Source organism: Veronia nyctiphanis (genome assembly GCF_004116385.1).
Lineage (GTDB): Bacteria > Pseudomonadota > Gammaproteobacteria > Enterobacterales > Vibrionaceae > Veronia > Veronia nyctiphanis.
On sequence record NZ_PEIB01000039.1, the window covers coordinates 1 to 20339 of the forward strand.

Sequence of the window (20339 nt, forward strand, 5' to 3'; positions counted from 1 at the left end):
TGGAAGAAATGGGCGCATCAAGCACTGTAGGTGCTGGTTCAACGTGCAGCAGCCAACCTGTCCTTCACTAAGGAGATACACCATGTCAAAGCAAAACACATCAACTGACAAAGACATCAACCTGGACTTTGAAGTGCTGGAAGCGAATGAAGCGACGGCACTGGAAGAAATGGGCGCATCAAGCACTGTAGGTGCTGGTTCAACGTGCAGCAGCCAGCCTGTTCTTCACTAAGGAGACACACCATGTCAAAGCAAAACACATCGACTGACAAAGACATCGATCTGGACTTTGATGTACTGGAATCAACGGAAGCGTCTGCGCTGGAAGAAATGGGTGCATCAAGCACTATTGCTGCTGGCTCGACCTGTAGCGGAAAGCAAATTCAGTAATTCACTGAGCTTTCATTAGCTACTGAGATGACGGCATTACCGGGCACTTGAATCAGGCAGGCCATTAATAAAAATGACCGGGTCTTTTCATGAGAACGCTAATGTCGTTATTTTTATAACGATTCCAACTACTTGTCGTTTTATATATCTCTTCATGACGTTTGTCATCTGAGTTGTGTATTAAAGGGTTAAAGTAATGAAAAACCAATTCTATAAAATCCGTCCTGATATTTTTGTTCAACGTGTACCAGGTAAGTTGAGGATCCGACGTAAATCAGAGAACTTTATAGTAAGCCTTGATGATTATTTTATCGATATTATTCTAGAGTTTTTTGAGGCAGCTGATGGCACACTCAGCCTGGAAGACTTGCTCTCTTCTTATGAGGAACCTGTAAAATCTGGTGTTTATAAAATAAGTCAATTCCTCATTAATAAAAACCTGGCTTTTTATCAAAATGACAATAATAGAATTTTAGAGCCCTCACTTTCTCAAGTTGAAACGTATTTAAGTCAACATGTATCAGATACATTGTCTGCGTATCAGGCATTTTCACAGAAAAACATTGTTGTGATTGCCAGTGATATTTTCTTATTCAGTATAGTGCGAACGTTAGCGGAATACGGCGCCAGGCAAGTAGCTTTTATTAATACCAATCTGACGTCTTCGGTATCAAACGAACAAATTATCCGCGGTTTTAACACCAGCAGCAAAATTGCTGATGCACAGATCGTTGAAACCCGTCTTGAATATATCGCGTCGTTATCGCCGGATGACATCATTGTCACCTCGGACAAACACATTCTGCGTCAGCTGGAAGGGGTGCTGCATACCCGTACAGATCTTACACAGCTGTTTGTTGTCGACATGAACGAGCAATACCTCACCGTCAGTCATGACGCCTACGTGCCTCCCTTGTCTCCCTCACCAACAAGCCGGACGCGACAGTTAGTGGCCGGTGCTGTGACAGGCTCGGTGGTCTTTGATCGTCTTTGTGGCGTCAATGTGCTTGGCGCAGAGGAATACCTTCACTATCAGCTTAATGCCCGCGGAGGAACGGAAGTTGCGCCGCTAAGCCGCCTGGTTGATAGCTCGCGATTGTCTGCCTCGTCTGACATCAATGTGTTTAGGGATCTGGAGAGCCTGATGTTGCCTCCGCTTTTTCCGGTTAAAGCGGCTCACCGTGTTGCCCATCCGGTGGATCATCTCAATATTCAACGACTGCATATCCAATTCCCTGGCGATGATGAGACTGTCTGTGGTCATCACTTCGGTATTGGGATGGACCAGCAAGAGGCAAGACAAGACGCCCTGCTGCAATTTGCCCAGTCCAGTCAATATTGGTTTGAAAGAGACGGCCACCTTATGGAGATTCAGGCGCTGAAAGCGTCGATGACAGATGCCATGGTGGCGTTTTCCCACAGTCATAAACAAGATTCTATCGCCTTCCACACCCTGAACAGAGAATGCGAGTTCCTGCGTTTTTGTTTGCAGCAAGTGTGCAATCGTCCGGTGACGCTCGACAAATATACCGGACCTCAAGGCGATTTTATCGTCGCGGCTGTCGGCACAGAGCAGGTGATCGCCGCCAGTGAGATGGCAGCGCAGACCTCGCATGATGTTGCGCCTGATGAAGACACGCTTCCCGGCACAGTCAAACGTTTGTTATTACGTCTTTACCTGAACTGCTGGCTGGCACAGCAACATCCGCACATTGTAAGGCAGCCTTGGTACTGCCTCCGCTAAAGACTGATATGCAAGCGGGAGTTGACGATGAGTAGCAGTATCTCCTGCATTCAGGCTGTGATTGATGGCGCAAAAAATCTGACGCCGTCGGCCATCCAAATTGTGGCCGCGTTGCAGCAAAACAACGCCAGTCTCTCTGACGACGCCACCCTGACTATTGTGGCCAATGAGGGCTATTTACTGCTACTGCCGCACGGTAAAGGCCAGAGTGGACAGAGCCTTGAAAGGGTCAATACCCTTAGCCGCGGCCTTAAGGTCTACCCCAGTCATCAGTTGCGTTGGCAGATGGATATCAAACTGAAAGTACAGCTCGAACATGCGGTACTGCAGTGCCTTGAAACTGGTGAATCAGGCCACCGTGATACTGGGGTCGTTTTTCTCTATCTCAACGGACATTTTGAACAACGGTATTTTCCTGCGGTGTTGGACGCCTTGCCCTCAACGCAGTGCTTCAATGTGTCTGATAACCCTGCTCATCGCCTCTATAACCCCAAAGTGAACGCCATTACCCAATGTTTTGGCCCACAGTCGCTGGCCAACCTGACGGTACATTTTGATCAGGAAGGACGGATGTGCTCTTGCTTCGATGGCGCCTTAAACGTGGTAGGCATCGGACGGGGAAATGATCGCCATCAGCGGTTGGCCGGCGCAGTGTATGAATACCTTGAGCGTCGCGTCAGCGCCGAACTACCGGATAACATTCGCTGGACCAGTGCGACAACGCTGGCAGAGAACGCCGTCACGCCGTACCAGCTGTTTGGTGCTGATACTCAGCGCGATTCGGTACTTTTTCCGCATTATTCCGATACCACAGAGATGGCATGGATGCCTGCGACCGACGGAGTGTCTGGCCAACAGAAGTGGGTGCCGGCCGCCATGGTGTGTTATCTGAATAAGCACCTGGAGAACGTTAGCTTTAATACCAACAGTAACGGCTGCGCATTGGGTAACTCTTATCAGGAAGCCAGTTTCTATGCGCTGCTTGAAATCATTGAGCGGGATGCGCTGCTGTTGACCTGGTATACCCAGTCTTGCCCGCAACGGATTTCGCTTGGTTCTGAGCTCCCTCCCTCGCTGCAAACGCTTTGCCATTTGATACAGATGCAAGGCTATCGTCTTCATCTATTTGATATCACCACCGAGCTGAATATTCCCGTGGTGCTGTCGGTGATTGAAGGTGAAACTGATGACAATATGGCCGTATTTGTGACCGCCGGCGCGCATACCGATCCTAAGGTCGCCCTTGAGAATGCGGTCTCTGAAGCGTATTCGCTGATGGGGCTTTGTGAGCGTAATTACCATCGTGCCAGAACGTCTGAGGTGGTGACATCCAACGCCGATCAGTATCTCCACTACGCTGACCCCGCGCAGAAAACGGAATTTCGCTTTCTGCTGGATGCCAGTGAACAGATCTCTCTGTCTGACTTTGTCCGCCGTCATCACGCCGCCGACACCCCCGAAAATGCCATGGCGCAGCTGCAGGGCTGCTTGCACAGGCACGGCTACTCCGCCCTTTTGGTTGAACACACCCCGGATTACCTTCGCGATCTCGGGCTGCATTGGGTCCGCGCTTATGTGCCTGGCCTGATAAACCTGACCTTTGGTGAGCACCCGGTGTTTGTCTGCCGTGAACGCGTTGCGCGTGCTGCTGACGCCTCGCCGTGGCTGAATGACCGGGCTGTCGGCTACTTTCCTACTCTTCATCCTCTGGGGTAAACACCATGAATGATTCCACCTCTCTTGCTATCAACGAGTTTACGTTCCGATACCTCTACCCGCTTGAGGATGAGAAACAATGGCGACCGCTCAATGCATTAGAAATGGCCTGTCAGCGCACGCGTCGTCAGCCTGGTTGCAGTGTCGACATCAGTGAGTTGGTCACAGCCGCGCTGACTCATCAGCAGTGTCCGCGTGAGTCAGTGATCGAGCGGTTGATATTTGCCCTCGCGCAGGTGCATTTACCCAATTACGTGACCACGGCGGACGCCTATGGCAGTCATGCCGAGTACCCGTCGCCGCGCTCGTATTACCCGCTGACATTTTCTGTGCAGTGTCCCGACTCCCCTGACTGTTGGCGAGAGATCGATTTAGAAAACTGGCAGCTCAATGATGCCTCTCACCGCGATACCTTATGGTTAGCTGACAGCATACGCCTTCGGGTTAACACCGACTTTCACATTTATAACGCCCTGTATAACCGTTTCCGTTACGGTCTGTTTTGTCTCGAGCTTGGCCATTGTCTCCGGGCGTTGACCCGCCGCCTTGCAAGGCTGGGTCTGACAGCAAGATTACAACGTGAAAATCACCAGTTCTTGCTTGATATTACCCGCGCGGACAGCACAACGGACGATGATGGAGTCAATCTGTCACGCAGGACCTCGGGGATGTTCACTATGGCCTTTTTCCCCGCAAGGTCCCCTCAGATCTTTTGCAATTGGACGCGCTGAGTCAGTGTGCCGAGACCTTCTATCGTGAGTTTTCTGCCATCTGCGGCCAGCACACACCGCCAAAGCCTCGTTTACGGGCGCTAATTCAGGGACATCAGACGCTGTCAGACGGGATTTATCAGCTTGGTGACGATGGCGCGATATGCCGTCGACAGGGGCAGTTTATGGCGACGTTTGAAGACGCCTACAACTACAACAATTTTTCATTTCTACACACTTCCTGCGTGTTGTTTTTCGCAGTCGACAAGCAGGCGGTGAAAGACGATGACGGTGCCGCCATGTGCAACCTGATGTTAGGCAGTGTTTGTCAGCGTCTTATCGAACATTTCACTCAACAAGGACTTTTTGCCCGGCCGTTTCGAAGCTATGACCAATTTGAAGTAGACAGCCTGACGCTCGATGAAGAGCAGCGTGCAGAGGAAATGACCTACTTTGGCTTATTGATCGGGAAAAACCGAGCCATGCAATCACTAGGAGCAATCAAATGACATTACCTTATGTGGTCGTGAGATCGAATAACCTCAGCCTGTCGACACTTGATAACCTCACCCAATCCACCACCATGGCAGAGTCGATGCACCATCGTGATCAGGCTCTGGGTGATGAAAAAGCAGCCAGAGACACCCTCATCAACGCGCTTTTTGATGCCGCAGGCGCAGAGCATCCGCAGTATCGTAAGTTGCTGACAATAAAGAATAAGCTGACGCAGAATAAGGTAAACCTTCGCTGGGCTGCGGAGCAGTCAGGCTTATTGTCTTCGATTGACGGCGGTCAGGCGTGGCTGGAGAGCTATCAGGCACTGCACCATGCAGAGCAGCAGATAGATGACCAGTATGAAGCGCTGTGCGGCAAATCACGAGAGTCAATCAAATCGATGGCGCAGTCGCCGATTTTCCGTAAATCCATTTCATTTACCCGGGGTAACATCAGCGACATTGTGACCCGCTATTGCCGTCATCGGGGCGCCCCGAATAAAAAGTTACTGAACGAGGAAGATACCCTGCTGCGTTATCTGACCCGCGCCGTGACCAAGGTCAGTCCGTTTTCCGGTTTTACCTCGATTGGCTTTTCGCCGGTTGAGGCGTCGGGAGAGACTACCATTGAGCGCGCTCCGCAGTTGATGGATAAGTTTTCGCTCGACCGCTCTGTGTTTTTGAAAATTTATGATCAGCTGGTTGTCACCCACAGCCACTGCTGGCGTTATCACTTCTCTGTCAACATGAGTGATAAGGACAATCAAGCGTTTTGTTACAGTTTCCGTGACGACAAGCAGGTGTATCCGTTCCGCTCTTCGTTGGTGAAATCCCGGGTGCCAAAGTTCGCTCTGGCCAAAGATACGCATTATGACTTTGATGATCTCAAGGCCTTACTGGGCGATCGCTGTGAGGTGTTATTCAACCAGCTTATCACCACGGGTGTGTTGCAGTTTGACCTTAGGCTTGATGATCAGGCGCAGGACATCTTGCAGGAAATGAAAGACAAGATTGCGGTGCTGAAAACCCGCGGTTTCGATTTCCCTGAGTTTGAAGCCTTACTGGATAACATCCATCAGGCGTTTTTGGTTTTGCCACAGCAACCGGTTGACCGTGTCAGGGACTGCATCGAAGACATTACGGTCTCGACTGGGGAGCTGTGTGAGATGGTGGGCTACCAGTCCATCAAGCAATCAGGCATTGTCTATCACGATACCCTGCACCCGTCGCTCAGTGCGATCGACAAAACGCTGGTTGATACGTTCTCGACCCAGGTCTCTGAGTTTCTGCAACATTATATTGGTATCGACTACGACGCCGGGGTCTCATCATCCCTGATGGGCTCGCTGAGACAAACCATGGCGCCGGACCAGAAATATGACTTGTTCGACTTCTACGATATTGCTTCGTCACAGCTGCAGCAGGCCAATCAGGACCCGCGCAATAATGTGGGTGAAGTCAATAAAATGCTGCGTTTTTACGAACACCTGTGGCAGCACAGAAACAGTGATTTATTGACGCTTGAGGCCCAACCGCCACAGGAAAAAGTCGCCCATTCTCTGTCGGCCTATGGCCATATTCATGACAACAAATTCATCCTCAATAATGTCGACAGCGGCTATCTCAGGGTGTGGTCTCGCTTCTTCACGTTCAACGATGACGACACTGTGCTCAAAAAGTGTGTTGATGCTTACGGTGACGCGCTGGAAGACAGCTATGACTTTTACGATACCTTCGGTTTTAACACCGGACGCAGGCCACGGATTGCCAAAAAGCGGATTTGGCTTGAGCCTTCAGACGCATCGCAGGACGGCGATCTTGTTCTGGCTGACTTGTACGTTAGATGGCCTGAGGGAGAGCCAAAACCCCGCCTGTTCAGCCATATCGATGACAAGGAAATCACCTTAAGGCATACCGCTTTATTCGTTACCCAGCTTTACCCAAAACTGGTCGAGTTGCTGCTTAAGTTTTCGATGATGGAGCAGCAATGCTACTTCGCGCCGCGTTTCGGCATCTACGACATGGTGGTTCAGCAGGCCGCGTTCACACCGGTCAAACTCCCCCGTGTGATGTACAAGGACGTGGTGGTATCGCGCCGTCAATGGTGGCTGTCCCGACAGGCGCTACCTGTAAAAACTACCGGGGAAACCTGGTCGGAGTATTTAATAAGATTGAACGTATGGCGTGAGGAGGCGGGCATACCGAGCCGTGTGTTTGTCCGTCGCCATGCGGGCGATAAGGTGCTTCAGCGCGATATATCGAACAATAAAAAACCGTTATTTGTCGACTTTAATTCACCGATTATGTGCCGGCCAATCTCACGTGTTTTTAATTCATCATTCGATTACATCTCTTTTGATGAAATGCTGCCGGACGGCAGCGATGAGTTCATTAATTCCAATGAAAATACCTTCGCATCAGAAGTTATTTTAGAAAAGACAGTGTAGGAAATATTATGACTAGAGTGGTCTTAACGGATGACAATATTCATCAGAGCCTGATGAAATTCTCAGCACCCTTGCTGTTTATTTCAATGCTCGATTATTTGGCCAGCTTTATTGATTTAAGTTGGTTAATGGCCTTAACCCAGTATCAGGGCCTGCCGCAGGTTCTGAAAGTGTCTATCACCACCGTGGGGTTGGTCGAGGCCTTGTTCTCGGGGATCTTGGCCGCGATTTATGTCTTTGCCAATCAACACTTTGGTAAAGGTGATCAACAGCGGGTCAAGCACCTGCTGTCTATCGGGTTCGGGTACTGTGTGTTGCTCGGCGTCGCTGTGGCCTTGATTGGTAACCTGATTGGTGACAGTTTGACAGCGCTGTTTCAGGTCAGCCTTGAAGAGCAGGCAATGATCCAGCGTTACCTCGAGTTCTTCTGGTATGGCTACATTGCGCTATTACTGTACATCTATACCAGCCTGATCATTAAAATGTCAGGCAGCATGCAGGCCTTGGTGAAACTAAAGGTGATTGCCTTTTTAATTAACCTTGTCATCACCCCTGTATTTATTTATGCCGCGGTCAGCCAACAGTGGGATCCGATTAAAGCGGCGGCACTGTCGACCATTGTGTCGAGGCTGTTGAGCTTTGGGATAAGCCTGTATCAAATTAAGGCGATGAAGGTCTTTTCGTTCCCGCTTGGTATCACCTTCTCGCCCAACAAGACGCTGATTGAATGGAAAGCGGTGCTGAAACTGGGCATCTCTGAATCGTTTAACTCGCTGTCTCTGTCTTTGTCATTCTTCCTGTTTTTCATCGTGATCAGCCTGTATCAGGCACAGGTGATGGAAGCGGTAGTGATCTCTCAATATATCACTGGCTTTTTCCAGACGGTGTTACTGGGTGTGATGGGGGCCCTGATCCCTTTCGTGGCCCAAAATGCCGGACAGCAGTCACACCGTAACGTGTGTCTTGGTGTCAACTGGATGGTCAAACGTGCCTTCTTGGTCGGTGTGCTCTGTATGTTGCCGTTTATCTGGTTATCGGGAGAGTTTGCCGGTTTGTTCAACGCCAGTGACGCGATGACAGCTGATGTAGAGCAGTACATCCGTATCACCGCCGTGCCGTGGGTCTTTTTGCTGGCCTCATTTGCCTACATCTTTGCCGCTATCGGTCTGGGTGACAGTAAAGGCATCCTGTTTATGACGGTATGGTCGATGTATCTGGCGACCCTGCTGCCTCTGTTGTTGGTGCGTTTCTTTGTTGGTGACAGTGTGGCGCACATGGCCTGGGCCGTTAGCGGCTCGTATCTGGCGACCTTTGTCGGCTGTTGGGGATATTTCTACCTAACATTTGCCCGCAAGCCTGCGCTGTGGGGCGATGAAAACCAGGCACCACAAGAGTCAGCATCACAAGCGCAATCAGCACAGGAGCAACCAGCATGAGAACCTTGGCTGCGTTATCCGCTTCACTGGCATCAGACATTGATAACAGCAAGGTCGTCAATGTCAGTATTGATGGCGTTGAGGCATCCATTGGTCTGATTGACCTTGATGACCCGTGTTTTGAGCCGTCACAGTCACACCACCGCCACCACGTGCAGGTGAGAGTGTCAGCCTTTTCCCTCAATTACCGGGAACGATACCGCCTGTTGTCAGTGGTGGAATCGGAGCAACGGGCCTATCGCGTGTTGGGCTCTGAGTTTGTTGGCGTTGTTGAGGCGGTGGGCGACGACGTGTCCCATGTGCGCGTTGGTGACAGAGTTGTCGGTGATGGGTGTGTCGACTTGGCACGTCCTCCCCCGGTTTGACCAGCACCCGCGCCTCGGCAGAGCGACAGATTGTCCCCGCCCACAAAGTGGCCGTCATCGATGCGGCGGTCACGGACACGGTAGCGGCCGCGTTCAGTGTCGGCGCGCAAACCGGCTATTCGATGGTGAACCGCTTGCCGCTCAGTGACGGCGAGCATGTGCTGGTCACTGGCGCCACATCGAACACTGCCTTGTTTGCGATAAAAAAATTACTGCTGAAGCCTGTCACGGTTCATGCCCTGACAACCAGCCTGACTCTGTCGGGAAGTTGCAGGCCATGGGCGTTGACCACGTTTGCCTGATTGACCGGAAAAAAGACTTTTCCGAACAGCTTCAGGCCTATCTGACTCAGCACGCATGCCCGTATTTTGACCATGTGATTGACCCCTTTATGGATATTTACCTGCCTAAATTGCTGCCGTTTGTTCGGCGCTTTGGCAGCTACATTTCCTGTGGTGTTGCGCGTCAGTCACCCCATGCCCGACTTGAAGGCTTTGTCTCCGACGAGCTTTCAATTGAGGAGGTGTTCAGCACCCTTCTTCGTAAGAGTATCCATTTTATTGGCAACAACCTTGGTACCTCTGCTGACCTCCAAGAGGCCCTCGATGATCTGTCAGCAGGCCGTTTAACTGTGGAGTTAGCCGAGGCGTTCAGTCATGAAGACACCTTGAAAAACTTTGTGCAATCGAGCCTCAACAGTCAGGGGCGGTTTGGCAAAGTGATCTTCCGTTACCCGCCGGCCGCCACGCAATAGGAGTTACGTATTATGAAATATGCCATGTCTTTTTTATCTCTCATTATCGCAGGGTGCACCAGTCACAGCAGTGCTGCTGTCGAAGGCCCTTCAGTGCTCATTGACAAAGGCACTGTGATTGTCACTGTGGCTGACAGCGACTTTGACAAGCCTTACACCATCACCCATGCCCCTCAGGGCAAATGTGTCCCTGAAGTCAGCATCAATACTGAGGGGAACCGCACCGAGGTCACACATACCAAGGCGTGTTTTGGTGAGGGAAGAAACGAGGGAACGGTTTTTAACATCGTCGTTAACCCGTCCTACAGCCACCATATATCACTCAAAGCTGGGCAAATTTTTGCACCTGATATCCGTGATTCTGCCACTTCAGCCAGTCACATGCTGTGGTGGATGTCGGCGGAATACACGGTAAAGGCACGTATAACCTTGTATCACGTAAAGCCTTGGTCGGCGCTGAAGGGACTTTAAACAACCCTGCGGCGACCAGTGAAAACAGACTGGATTTCTTTGTCAGTATGGGAGGCATCGACTTCCAGTAAACCAGTCTTCGTTTCGGTATTGATACCTGCTCTTGCCCGGTTTATCTCCAGCAGCCGGGCCCTGTGACTTTTTCCAAGGACGGCGTTATGTGGCAATCACACCACTTTTTTTTATATGACTTTGAACAGATGAACCACTGTCTGGCGACCGTGGCTGCGTCTGTTGATCACTCTCTTCTCGACGATCTGTTTTTTATCCGTTACTGGCACGGTGGCCCGCACCTTCGATTTCGTGTCCGGGCGCACGCTGATATCCAGCCATTACTGACGGAGCTGAACACCTACTGGCGCCAACACGGCCAACCTCTGACCCTGGATGCAGAGAATTATTATCGTCCGTATCGACATCAGTTCAGCGGTGATGAAGGGGATATTCTCTACCCCAACGGTAGCATTCAGGCGATTGATTATCAGCCGGAATACACCCGTTATGGTGGCGAGTATGGGATGCCATATTGTGAACAGTTTTTCTGTGAAGATTCACGCCGGATCTTGACATATTTATCGCAATCTCCCGAAGAAAACGAGCGCGTGATGTTTATGCTCAGCATCGCCTATCAGGATGTTGCCGCTGAATTCGGTTTGAACGGATTGTCGCTGCTGCATATCGAAGGGGCGCATGCCACAACGCAAAGTACACTGGTTGCTGAAAAGGTGCGCCAGAAGTTTGAGGCCAACCGACCTGCGTATCAGCAATATTATCAGCACTATGTGACCGAGTTTCAACATGACGCCAACATTCAGCAGCTTAAACAAAGCCTTCGCACCTTGATATCGTCACTGCAACGCGGGCCCGTCGGTGCCATTGAACCCATCTTACACTCCCTACTGCACATGACCTTTAACCGACTGGGCGTACCGCCGTTCAAAGAAAGTGCGATCCGCTTTTTTGTTTATCTGACCTTACTGCATTTCGGAGGCACCGATGAACGTCAAGCAAGTTGATATTCATTACAACAGCAACGACAGTGGTCTGTATCAGCAGTTATTTCTGCCACTGCAATCTTTGTTTTCATCACAGCTTTTCGAAGATTGGAGCGTCTCCCGCGAATGGCAGCATGGCCCCCACTATCGGCTGCTATTGAACACCGACAGCCACTTTTATTCAGACGATCTACTGGCACAGGCCTTGTCACGGATAGATGACTTTTTCACCTCGTGTCCGTCACCAGAGCTCGATATAGATAACCACCGCCTCAAGCAAAAAAAGCTGATGGTAATTGAAAAAGTCAGCCTTGACCCTGAGATGGTAGAGCAAAACAACACCGTGCGGGTAACGGATACGCAGGCATCAAAACTTGGTCAACGGTATGAGAGTCAGCAACAATGGCGCAGCGTGTTTGAGGCCAACTGTCGCCTGCGCCCTTTACTACTGACGATGGGCGCAGAAACAAGCCGCAATGCCGATCAGCAACGCTTTAACCTGATGATGTTGCTGGCGTGTATTTATCAGCCTAAACCCAGCAACGACCCTGAGGTAGGCGAATATAACGGCTTTCTTTCTTACCATTCCAATTTCACGTTCTGGGCGCACAGCTTGGGGGCGTCGGCGCAGACCGAGGTTGAGGAAAAATTCGACAAAAAATACCAACAGGACGCTGGCAACCTAACAGCATGGCTAGCAGCGTTGCAGGCCGAATTACAAAGCGATAACCCCTTTCTTTGTCGTTATGGGGCGTGGTTAAAGGCCCATTTCCTTGACTTTACCAAACTGGTACAAGATGGCGTGATCCATCAGCGCTCTCCATACCCGAAACAAAAACTCGCCGATATTCGTGAGGTCTCAGCATTTCACAAATCGCACTTTTATACCCGTGACGGCCAGGCGTTCGAATTTCCCCTCGACTTTGGCAGCTATCGATGGCTACTGAACATTGTGTACCGACAGTTCCCATTGCTGAACTACACGCCACTGGATCGCCAGTATTTCAACTATTGCCTGTCCCGTTTTGAAAGGGAGAATCGTCAACAGGTCGCCCAATTAAGGGCTGCTTTGTATCAGTGCTGACGACTGGTTGGTTACGCGTTTAGAAGTATTTGGCACGTTGCAAAAAAAGGCACCGCAATGGGCGGTGTTTTTTCGTTCTTTGCCTTTTCTGCCAGTAACACCTGCGATTTCACGGTGCCTTACCTGTCAAAACTACAAGGGTTTCCTCATTGCGTTCGCCATACACTTTGGTGGACTTCTTAATGACGTAAATGGAGGGATACATGGCTTGGTTTTGTTTAGCTGTCGCGGGATTATTCGAAGTTTTCTGGGCGATCAGCATGAAATATTCACAAGGTTTCACCAAATTATGGCCATCAGCGATGACTATCGCAGGGATGTGGGTGTCATTTGGCTTCCTCGCCTATGCAATGAAAACCCTTCCTGTCGGCAATGCCTATGCTGCATGGACGGGCATCGGTGCCGTGGGTGTGATGATTGCTGGCGTGATCCTCTTTGATGAAAAGCTCGACTGGGTGCGAATGAGCTGTATTGGCCTGATTGTTATTGGCATTGTCGGCCTGAAATTTATGAGCGGTGATACCCATCAGGTATAACCCTGTGTCAAGGGGGCAGGAATAAGGTATGGATACGTCACTCTCATTACACATATCACGTCTTGACCTGCGCCAGAGTGGGCACAGCAATATGCTCTCTGATCTGGACATCCAACCTAATCTGGTCGGCCTTGTGGTCTCATTGGTGTTGGAAAGACAGTAGCGACAGCATTCTTGTGAGGAATCGATGCGATGACGACAAGCTCTGAGATAGGTCAGAGCTTGTCTTATACCCGGTCACTCATACGCCAAATCGGTCATAGAAAGTTGGGTTTTCGCCTGAAGCCGATATGGTAAGAAACCTGCTGGGCTACCACGGTATTTTCGCCCATTTTAAATACCTTAAAACCCGTATCCTTACCAATTAACATGCCTTTTGGGCTGCCATTAAGGCATTGATTGAGCTTGTCAATTTGACGCTGCATCTGCGCATCATCCTCATGGCCATTAGCGTTGTATCGGCCGACAACAATACGTTCAATAAAACGAACCTCTGATAAGTCGAGAGCTGGCGTTTGTTTGGCGGGTCCCATATGCGCTCCTTAATTAACCACCACTGCCATCTTCAGTGGGTAGTGCCTTCTCCGCAACCTCCTTCTTGACGCCTTGGCGGATCAGTTGCAGGATCATCTGTTGTTTCTCAAGCTCGGCTTGTTTTTTCTCAAGCTTATCCTGTTGTTCTTTTGCCGATTTTTTCGCGTCATCTACGGCTGTTTTCTCTGCATCTGCTGATTTTTTGTCGCCAGTATTAGGGGCTTCATTTGTCGATATTGCTTCTTGGTATTTACGCTCTGCTGCCTGTAATTTGGTCTGGCAGACTTGGTATTTGGCCCGCTCAACATCGACGTCTCTTCCTGCTTCGTTGACTTTGTCGAGTTGTTCAAGCATCTCCGATGAATCACTGGTTTTGTTGTCGATGGCTTTGGGGGCCACGGCTTCGCCAATGATATCCAGTACCCGTGACAGCCCTTCCGGTGTGCCCGCTTGCGAGGCGTGAACCTCAACATGGTATTTGGCAGAGTTATCACTTTTTCGCGTGTTCTCTTTGTGAGAAGCCACACTGCCTGATACTTTTGCGGTCGCACTGAGTGGCCCCCACCCTACTTTGGCATTGACTGAAAATTGCCCCTTTTTGTCTTCCGTTTCTTTTGATTCTTCTGACGAGCGGACTTCCATATCAAAAGTGATATCCACTTCGTCGACCAAGAGGCTTGGCACATTGACAATGGCCAGCACCGGCACTTCCATCGATACCCGGTTTTGTTCGATGATGTCTTTACCGGATGCGTCTTTTCCTGTGACGATGTTTTTATCAAAGGAGAAGTCTGCCGTTCGGGTTTTATCGCCGTCAAAGCCGACATCCTTGATAAAATCAACCGTCGATCGTGCCAGCATAGTTTGTGCGTCGCACGCTGCCTTGAGCGGAGAGCCAATCAACGATGCCATGGGCAACCCAGTAAATTGATTTTTGATACTTTCAAGAGCCATTATTTTCTTCCTCTATCTTCTGATGCTTTTTTTGACGCCGTTTTTGTTTCTACAGCGCGCTTGTCTTCTGTTCCTAAAATGCGCAAAGGCGTAATTTTGTTGTTGTATTTATCGATAACTTTCATCACCGACTCGGGCGATTCATTTGATTTAAATTTGGCTTTAAAGCTGATGATATCTTTGCTGTATCGGTTTCATCACGGGTACCGGGCGCAATATCGACAATAAATTTGGGGGGATGATTGATGTCGTCAACCATGCTTTCGTGCAGTTCGCTCTCTTCAATCCCAGTCATCTTCACTGAGAAGTCAACGTCAAGCTCATCAAGGTATAAGCCCTTTGCGTCGACAACGGATATCAGCGGCATTTCGATGATATGGTTGTCATCAAGCTTTAATTGAATGGTTCTTGGGCTGAGCACACCCTCGTCGTCGTCTTCATGTTGATAAAAATACTGATCGATAATGTTTTGATAGTGGTTGAGGTTTAATTCACTGGCGCAGTTGGCGACATAACTCAGGCCCCGAACGATGGCATCCAGGTATTGCTTTGATACATTAGCGTTGTTTTTGCCGCAGGAAGAGAGTTGCATGACATGGCCTCATTGTGTGATGAAAGATGAAGCCAGAGTAAAAAAGAACAAGCGTGGGGATGATAAGGAAATGCTTCCTTTGGCACCTCAATATGTGTCTATGGTGTAAGTAATAAACGATTTTTAATGCACTATAACTTTGTATTTAATAAGTAACTATTACGGACCTTTCGCAACATCACCCGCCAACATTGCCTCACGCATCGCCACACTGAAGCGGGTCATAAAATCGCCGTCTAAGGCTCTGCCACTTTCCATCAGCTGAGCGGAATACATCATCATGCCGTTAAGCTCATCAACGGTTGGGTTGCCGCTTAACCCAGGTATAAAATCAGCCACCAGATCGTAGATCATCATCGCGGTCTCAATCGGCGACGTCGCGTCTGCCAGTTGCTGGCGCTCTTTCGCCTCTTCTTTGTTCACCGGCTTACGCCAGTGATACAAAAACTCAATCTTGGCGATTTTCCGCCCGCGGCGGATCGCCCTATAACCAAAGGTGCCGTCATCGCTGACCAAAAACTCCAAGTGCGGGTCATTTTTACTGATCTCTTCTATCGAAGCGCGGATACAGCGGTCAATAAACACCTTGTTGTTGGCATAGCTGGTTTTGATCAGCTCGCCTTTTTCGTTCAGCAGGCCGAAAAAACCGTGCAGCTCTTCAATCGACTGCGGATGCAAAGTGTGTGACTGGTTTTTGAAGCGGGAAAGCAGCGGGTACAGGCGCTTGGAATGTTCCTTCTTTAGCTTACGAAACACCCGATGATCAACCTGCGCATGCCCTTGGGCAACACCAAGGTACTCTTTCATCAATTCATCATTGGGAATAATGGTCAGCACCGCATCTTTGTATGACAACCGCTTAAACAAGGTGATGAAATCAAACTCGCGGGTCAGCGGGTTGCGTACCCCAATCAGCCGATTGGCCAGCTTCTCTGCCGGGCCACTCAAGGTGTTAAACAAATTGGTGCTCGAGACGCCCAGCCATTCGCACAGCACATCCGATTTAAACTGGTACGCGGGCGCGCGAATCGCGGTGCCGTCAATAAAAGATTGCCAGTGGTCTTCATGTAAACGACTAAGCAGCAATGCCATGATGTCATGCTCTCGCGGGCTCAAGGACAACTGACTGAACAGGAGGTCGTGACTTTTCTTGAAGAACTGGGCGGGCAGCTGACGGCTGTCATCGGTCAGTATCACTTGTTGTTCGTTGTGGCTCGCAGTCACGCGTCGCTCCTTTTTAAAGGTTACAGATTTTTCTTCGAGCAGTGTGGCATTCTTGTTTCAAGTCACACTTTTTTCTTTAAATCGGCTTTATAAAAGAAAAACCTGTGACCTTTAGTCTCAATGGTATGACAAAATTCAGAGAGTGCAAGGCTTTTAAATAAAAACCTGTAACCTTTGGAGTCTGTTACGGAAAAAAACGTCCTTTTAGGCCCCTACTGCCAGCGTTATGCACAGCATTACCCGGAAATAAAAGAAAAATAAGTGACCCTTAAAAGAGAAAAACGATCAGTTAAAAGAAAACACAGTGACCTTTAAAAGAAAAAAAAAGATCAGTTAAAGGAAAAAAACGATCGTAACAAAGAAAAACCTGTAACCTTAAACTCGATAACCTTTTTATAATCATAGGGTTACCCTTATCTATATACTTTATAGATCTTATAGATCGTTATAGAGATCCATAGATTGTTATAGAAAGGTGTGGATAAGGTGATAAATCAAAGATTTACCCACTTCTCCACATCCATCACAGTCACAACACCTTTCTTTTTTCTCTTGATAAAAAACCATGCAATATCCACCAATATTGTCTAATATGCAGCATTATAGACTTTAAACGCAAATGTTGCATGTAAGAGGGAATGGTGGCATGTCATCAACGAATGAGCATATCGGCAAAATAGCTGAGCGTTCGGTACGAATGTTGTCTGCGCTGACGGAACAAATCAACAGCCAGAAAGAAGAACTCGACGCCACGCACTATCACCAGACTTACACCAAGGCGACCGTGGCGAAAATGCCAAGGTTGTCAAAAGCCATTGTCGATAAAACCGTGTCCGAGATGGAAAACGCGGGCTATGAATTTGCAAAGCGCCAGGCCGGTTCGACCCGGGTTTATGCAATGACCATTCAAAACATCATCGATATTTATCACCATCGCAACGTGCCCCGTTACCGCGATCGCCGCGCAGGCGGTTTCGTGATCAATGTCGGTAACCTTAAAGGCGGGGTCTCAAAAACCGTTAGCACAGTCTCACTGGCCCATGGCCTTCGCGCGCACCCTCAGCTGTTGATGGAAGACTTACGCATTTTGGTGGTAGACCTCGACCCGCAATCGTCGGCCACCATGTTTCTTGCCCATAACTATGCCATCGGCTCGGTGGACAATACCGCCGCGCAGGCGATGCTGCAAAATGTCAGCCGGGAAGAGCTACTTGACGAGTTCGTGGTCTCGTCCGGGGTACCCGGGGTCGATTTGTTACCTGCCTCTATCGAAGATGCCTTTATTGCCTCAACCTGGAACGAACTGTGTCAAGAGCACCTGCTGGGCCAGAATGTTCATGCGGTATTGAGAGAAAACCTGATTGATAAAATTCGTGATGATTACGACCTGATTTTTGTCGACAGCGGCCCTCACCTTGACGCGTTTTTGACCAATGCCCTCGCCTCCGCTGACTTGTTGATGACCCCGGTGCCGCCAGCCCAGGTCGACTTTCACAGTACCTTAAATACCTGTCACGTTTGCCTGAGCTGATGGGCATCATCGAGGGCAGCGGCTGCGCCTTATCATTGGTGGCCAACATTGGCTTTATGTCGAAGCTTGCCAACAAAGCCGATCACAAACTTTGCCACAGTTTTGCCAAAGAGATCTTTGGCGGCGACATGCTGGATGCTGCCCTGCCAAGGCTGGATGCCTTTGAGCGCTGCGGCGAGTCATTTGATACCGTGATCTCAGCCAACCCCATTAACTACGCAGGCAGTGCGGATGCGCTGAAAAATGCCCGCCTTGCCACCGAAGATTTTTCCCGTGCTGTGTTTGACCGTATCGAGTTTATCCGGTCAGAAGAAGGACAATAACAATGAAAAAACGCACACCCATCGGCCGTAAGTTTGACACTCAGCTGCTCAAAGAGGCCCCGGAAGAGAGTCAGCGTCACACCTACACCCTTGCCTCGGGCGACAAAGCAACCTTTACCCTGTCCCACGTGGCGTCGGAAAACCTTGAGCAGACGACCTTTGTTGATAGCCTCACCAACGGCCGCGATCAATGGGCATTGACTGAAGATGCGGTGGCAGACATCAGCCGTACCCTGCCCCTTCAGCAGTTTTTTCCGGCGATTGGCCGTGAAAACGACGATGGCCGGATAGAGATCCTCGACGGCTCCCGTCGCCGCGCTGCTGCCCTTTACTGCGGAACAGGCCTAGATGTATTGATCACCCGCGACACACTGAGCCAAAGTGACGCCCGCCAACTGGCGACAGACATTCAGACCGCCCGTGAGCACAACCTCCGTGAAGTGGGTCAGCGACTGCTGCTACTCAAAGCACAAGGCATGAGCCAAAAGGCGATTGCGGCCAGTGAGAAACTGTCGCCGGCCAAAGTGACCCGCGCCATTCAGGCGGCCTCGGTGCCGGCGGATATGCTGGCAGTGTTCCCGGTGCAATCTGAGCTTGCCCACCCGGATTACAAATTGCTGCTTGATCTCAGCGAGGCGTTTTCTGCTGCCGGCCATGACGTGTTGATTTGATTGCGGCGGTGATGGTTGAGCAGGAAAGGTTGCCGTCGGATGTGGCAGCAGAGACCTACAAAGCGGCATTGATGCGCATCTATCGCCAGCAAGCGGAAGCGCTGATGGCCAAGCCAAAGAAAGCCAAGGCGATCAGCAAGCCGTTATGGCATTTTGACGACAAAGACACCTTCGCCCGGCGCAAGCAAAAAGACCGTACGGTCAGTTTTGAATTCAGTCGTCTACCGAAAACCGTGATCAAAGAGTTAGATGCAGCGGTGGAAGCGGTGCTGAAAAAGCACCTCCAACCCTAAATGTTCGCCTCCCTGATTTCGTCTTTAATTAATTGAATTTATTATATTTTATAAAAGTATTTCAGGGTGAAATCGCCACGTATTTCAGCTCACCTACCCTTTCTTGGCGACCACCACAAGCCGTATCCCCAATGAGCGGGCAGCTTGTTACTCAACCAGTTATCGATGGCCCCTAAGAGGGGGCATCGAGTGATCACCTGCTCAGGCAACAGGCTTTCAGCTTTGACTGATTTGATGTAAAAGCCGGCCCGCGCTAAATCGTCCTTCAGCTCTTTCAGGTCGTACAAATGGTAGTGCAGCGGCCCGCATGTCGCCGCGCGGCGATGACCAGGAGTAATACTGACATCCCGGTTCGGTTTTCCACGCAGGCGCTGCCAAAGCTGTTTGCACACGAAACGGCGGTGGCGGTTGGGTACCGATATCACCAGATGTCCGCCCCACTTCAGATGGCGGCGAAACCACTTAAGCACTGCCACCCGTTGTCGCCGTGAGCTGATGTGTGACAACACCCCGAACAGTAACAAGCCAACCTCGGGGCGGGCATGACGGGATAAATGGGCCTCAAGATCAGCAAGGCGGCTAAACAGCGTTGCCCTGTCCCCGGCACTGCCGATTTTTTCTATGGCCTGCTCGAGGGCAATCAGGCTGATATCAAACCCCAGCACCGTTGCCTCAGTATTGTGCAGTATTGAGGCCAGATAGCGGCCGTTGCCACAGCCATAGTCGAGCACCGTCACTGAGGCATCTCCCTCCCCTATCAAGGTTTCAATTTCTTTCATCACCCGGGGGTTGGCGCTGGGGTAACGTCGCTGATAGGCCCCCTGATTGAAATAGGCATTGTAAGACACGGCGATAGGGTCATCGTGTTGAATGCTCAGAGGCCTTGGGTTGGCGTCAGCCTCTGACGGTGTTGTGTTCCGGCCTGACGTTTGAGGCGCAGTGCGCTCCGTTTTTGTGGTGTGCAAGGGAGACGGCGTTTTCTTTGCCATACAGACTCTCCGTTATATGAGATAAAAAGCGGCTGACTGCGGTCAGCAAGGAGAGACTCTGTGGCTAGTGCGATGGCCGTGGCACG

General features: G+C 50.2%; 27 protein-coding genes. 20 read left to right on the plus strand and 7 right to left on the minus strand.

Annotation, left to right across the window (positions count from 1 at the left end; translation table 11 throughout):
- Nucleotides 1–82 precede the first annotated feature (82 nt).
- From CS022_RS24985 to CS022_RS21230, 12 genes are all read left to right on the plus strand, one after another.
- The gene (locus tag CS022_RS24985; RefSeq protein ID WP_161569700.1) at nucleotides 83–232 is read left to right on the plus strand and encodes a thiopeptide-type bacteriocin; all 150 of its coding nucleotides are present in this window, start codon (nucleotides 83–85) and stop codon (nucleotides 230–232) included.
- A gap of 11 nt (nucleotides 233–243) precedes the next feature.
- Nucleotides 244–390, plus strand: coding sequence for a thiopeptide-type bacteriocin (locus CS022_RS24990; RefSeq protein WP_161569701.1), 147 nt, complete (start codon nucleotides 244–246; stop codon nucleotides 388–390).
- Nucleotides 391–586: 196 nt separating this feature from the next.
- Nucleotides 587–2134, plus strand: coding sequence for a hypothetical protein (locus tag CS022_RS21185; RefSeq protein ID WP_129123928.1), 1548 nt, complete (start codon nucleotides 587–589; stop codon nucleotides 2132–2134).
- Nucleotides 2135–2161: 27 nt separating this feature from the next.
- Nucleotides 2162–3850: a YcaO-like family protein gene (locus CS022_RS21190; RefSeq protein WP_129123929.1), complete on the plus strand. Its 1689-nt coding sequence runs from the start codon at nucleotides 2162–2164 to the stop codon at nucleotides 3848–3850.
- Between the two features lie 5 nt (nucleotides 3851–3855).
- Nucleotides 3856–4581 carry a hypothetical protein gene (locus CS022_RS21195; protein ID WP_129123930.1) on the plus strand — a complete coding sequence of 242 codons (726 nt, stop codon included), beginning with the start codon at nucleotides 3856–3858 and terminating at the stop codon, nucleotides 4579–4581.
- Complete coding sequence (locus tag CS022_RS21200) at nucleotides 4563–5069, plus strand: hypothetical protein (RefSeq protein WP_129123931.1); 507 nt, start codon at nucleotides 4563–4565, stop codon at nucleotides 5067–5069. The genes CS022_RS21195 and CS022_RS21200 overlap by 19 nt, the downstream gene beginning before the upstream one ends.
- Nucleotides 5066–7501, plus strand: a complete 2436-nt coding sequence (locus tag CS022_RS21205; RefSeq protein WP_129123932.1) for a lantibiotic dehydratase — start codon at nucleotides 5066–5068, stop codon at nucleotides 7499–7501. The genes CS022_RS21200 and CS022_RS21205 overlap by 4 nt, the downstream gene beginning before the upstream one ends.
- 8 nt (nucleotides 7502–7509) lie before the next feature.
- Nucleotides 7510–8937, plus strand: a complete 1428-nt coding sequence (locus CS022_RS21210) for an MATE family efflux transporter (protein WP_129123933.1) — start codon at nucleotides 7510–7512, stop codon at nucleotides 8935–8937.
- The gene (locus CS022_RS21215; RefSeq protein ID WP_129123934.1) at nucleotides 8934–9302 is read left to right on the plus strand and encodes an alcohol dehydrogenase catalytic domain-containing protein; all 369 of its coding nucleotides are present in this window, start codon (nucleotides 8934–8936) and stop codon (nucleotides 9300–9302) included. Before CS022_RS21210 ends, CS022_RS21215 begins: the two co-directional genes overlap by 4 nt.
- A 122-nt stretch (nucleotides 9303–9424) precedes the next feature.
- Nucleotides 9425–9604: a hypothetical protein gene (locus CS022_RS21220; protein WP_129123935.1), complete on the plus strand. Its 180-nt coding sequence runs from the start codon at nucleotides 9425–9427 to the stop codon at nucleotides 9602–9604.
- Nucleotides 9580–10056 (plus strand): hypothetical protein, encoded by a 477-nt coding sequence (locus CS022_RS21225; RefSeq protein ID WP_129123936.1) that lies wholly within the window; start codon nucleotides 9580–9582, stop codon nucleotides 10054–10056. Before CS022_RS21220 ends, CS022_RS21225 begins: the two co-directional genes overlap by 25 nt.
- A 12-nt stretch (nucleotides 10057–10068) precedes the next feature.
- The gene (locus tag CS022_RS21230; protein ID WP_129123937.1) at nucleotides 10069–10527 is read left to right on the plus strand and encodes a hypothetical protein; all 459 of its coding nucleotides are present in this window, start codon (nucleotides 10069–10071) and stop codon (nucleotides 10525–10527) included.
- Here the strand turns inward: CS022_RS21230 and CS022_RS25005 are convergent.
- Nucleotides 10524–10694 (minus strand): hypothetical protein, encoded by a 171-nt coding sequence (locus CS022_RS25005; RefSeq protein ID WP_161569705.1) that lies wholly within the window; start codon nucleotides 10692–10694, stop codon nucleotides 10524–10526. The two genes, CS022_RS21230 and CS022_RS25005, sit on opposite strands and share 4 nt — an antisense overlap.
- On the opposite strand from CS022_RS25005, the gene CS022_RS21235 reads away from it, so the two are divergent.
- The 4 genes from CS022_RS21235 (at nucleotide 10686) to CS022_RS27505 (ending at nucleotide 13305) form a co-directional block, all read left to right on the plus strand.
- Nucleotides 10686–11543 (plus strand): thiopeptide-type bacteriocin biosynthesis protein, encoded by an 858-nt coding sequence (locus CS022_RS21235; protein WP_129123938.1) that lies wholly within the window; start codon nucleotides 10686–10688, stop codon nucleotides 11541–11543. The genes CS022_RS25005 and CS022_RS21235 overlap by 9 nt on opposite strands.
- The gene (locus tag CS022_RS21240; protein WP_129123939.1) at nucleotides 11524–12606 is read left to right on the plus strand and encodes a hypothetical protein; all 1083 of its coding nucleotides are present in this window, start codon (nucleotides 11524–11526) and stop codon (nucleotides 12604–12606) included. The genes CS022_RS21235 and CS022_RS21240 overlap by 20 nt, the downstream gene beginning before the upstream one ends.
- 203 nt (nucleotides 12607–12809) lie before the next feature.
- Nucleotides 12810–13142 (plus strand): quaternary ammonium compound efflux SMR transporter SugE, encoded by a 333-nt coding sequence (gene sugE, locus CS022_RS21245; protein WP_129123940.1) that lies wholly within the window; start codon nucleotides 12810–12812, stop codon nucleotides 13140–13142.
- A 28-nt stretch (nucleotides 13143–13170) separates the two neighbouring features.
- Entirely contained in the window at nucleotides 13171–13305 is a 135-nt protein-coding gene (locus CS022_RS27505; protein ID WP_268967924.1) for a hypothetical protein, read from the plus strand.
- Nucleotides 13306–13399: 94 nt separating this feature from the next.
- Here CS022_RS27505 and CS022_RS21250 read toward each other — a convergent pair whose 3' ends face one another.
- From CS022_RS21250 to CS022_RS21265, 5 genes are all read right to left on the minus strand, one after another.
- A complete protein-coding gene (locus CS022_RS21250; protein WP_129123941.1) occupies nucleotides 13400–13675 on the minus strand; it encodes a hypothetical protein in 276 nt (91 codons plus the stop codon).
- A gap of 13 nt (nucleotides 13676–13688) precedes the next feature.
- A complete protein-coding gene (locus CS022_RS21255; protein ID WP_129123942.1) occupies nucleotides 13689–14630 on the minus strand; it encodes a DUF2589 domain-containing protein in 942 nt (313 codons plus the stop codon).
- Nucleotides 14630–14755, minus strand: a complete 126-nt coding sequence (locus CS022_RS27510) for a hypothetical protein (RefSeq protein ID WP_268967925.1) — start codon at nucleotides 14753–14755, stop codon at nucleotides 14630–14632. The genes CS022_RS21255 and CS022_RS27510 overlap by 1 nt, the downstream gene beginning before the upstream one ends.
- Nucleotides 14755–15222, minus strand: coding sequence for a DUF2589 domain-containing protein (locus CS022_RS21260; RefSeq protein WP_161569706.1), 468 nt, complete (start codon nucleotides 15220–15222; stop codon nucleotides 14755–14757). Before CS022_RS21260 ends, CS022_RS27510 begins: the two co-directional genes overlap by 1 nt.
- A 159-nt stretch (nucleotides 15223–15381) precedes the next feature.
- Nucleotides 15382–16446, minus strand: a complete 1065-nt coding sequence (locus CS022_RS21265; protein WP_235869839.1) for a replication initiation protein — start codon at nucleotides 16444–16446, stop codon at nucleotides 15382–15384.
- 646 nt (nucleotides 16447–17092) lie between these two features.
- Here CS022_RS21265 and CS022_RS21270 point away from each other — a divergent pair.
- The 4 genes from CS022_RS21270 to CS022_RS25540 are packed head-to-tail and all read left to right on the plus strand — an operon-like array spanning nucleotide 17093 to nucleotide 19264.
- A complete protein-coding gene (locus tag CS022_RS21270) occupies nucleotides 17093–17977 on the plus strand; it encodes an AAA family ATPase (RefSeq protein ID WP_235869840.1) in 885 nt (294 codons plus the stop codon).
- Nucleotides 17977–18300, plus strand: a complete 324-nt coding sequence (locus CS022_RS26840) for a hypothetical protein (RefSeq protein ID WP_235869841.1) — start codon at nucleotides 17977–17979, stop codon at nucleotides 18298–18300. Before CS022_RS21270 ends, CS022_RS26840 begins: the two co-directional genes overlap by 1 nt.
- Nucleotides 18301–18302: 2 nt before the next feature.
- Nucleotides 18303–18971, plus strand: a complete 669-nt coding sequence (locus CS022_RS21275; RefSeq protein WP_201746336.1) for a ParB/RepB/Spo0J family partition protein — start codon at nucleotides 18303–18305, stop codon at nucleotides 18969–18971.
- Complete coding sequence (locus CS022_RS25540) at nucleotides 18968–19264, plus strand: ParB family protein (protein WP_201746337.1); 297 nt, start codon at nucleotides 18968–18970, stop codon at nucleotides 19262–19264. Before CS022_RS21275 ends, CS022_RS25540 begins: the two co-directional genes overlap by 4 nt.
- A gap of 89 nt (nucleotides 19265–19353) precedes the next feature.
- Here the strand turns inward: CS022_RS25540 and CS022_RS21280 are convergent, their stop codons facing one another.
- The gene (locus CS022_RS21280) at nucleotides 19354–20253 is read right to left on the minus strand and encodes a class I SAM-dependent methyltransferase (RefSeq protein WP_129123943.1); all 900 of its coding nucleotides are present in this window, start codon (nucleotides 20251–20253) and stop codon (nucleotides 19354–19356) included.
- Nucleotides 20254–20339: the final 86 nt, after the last annotated feature.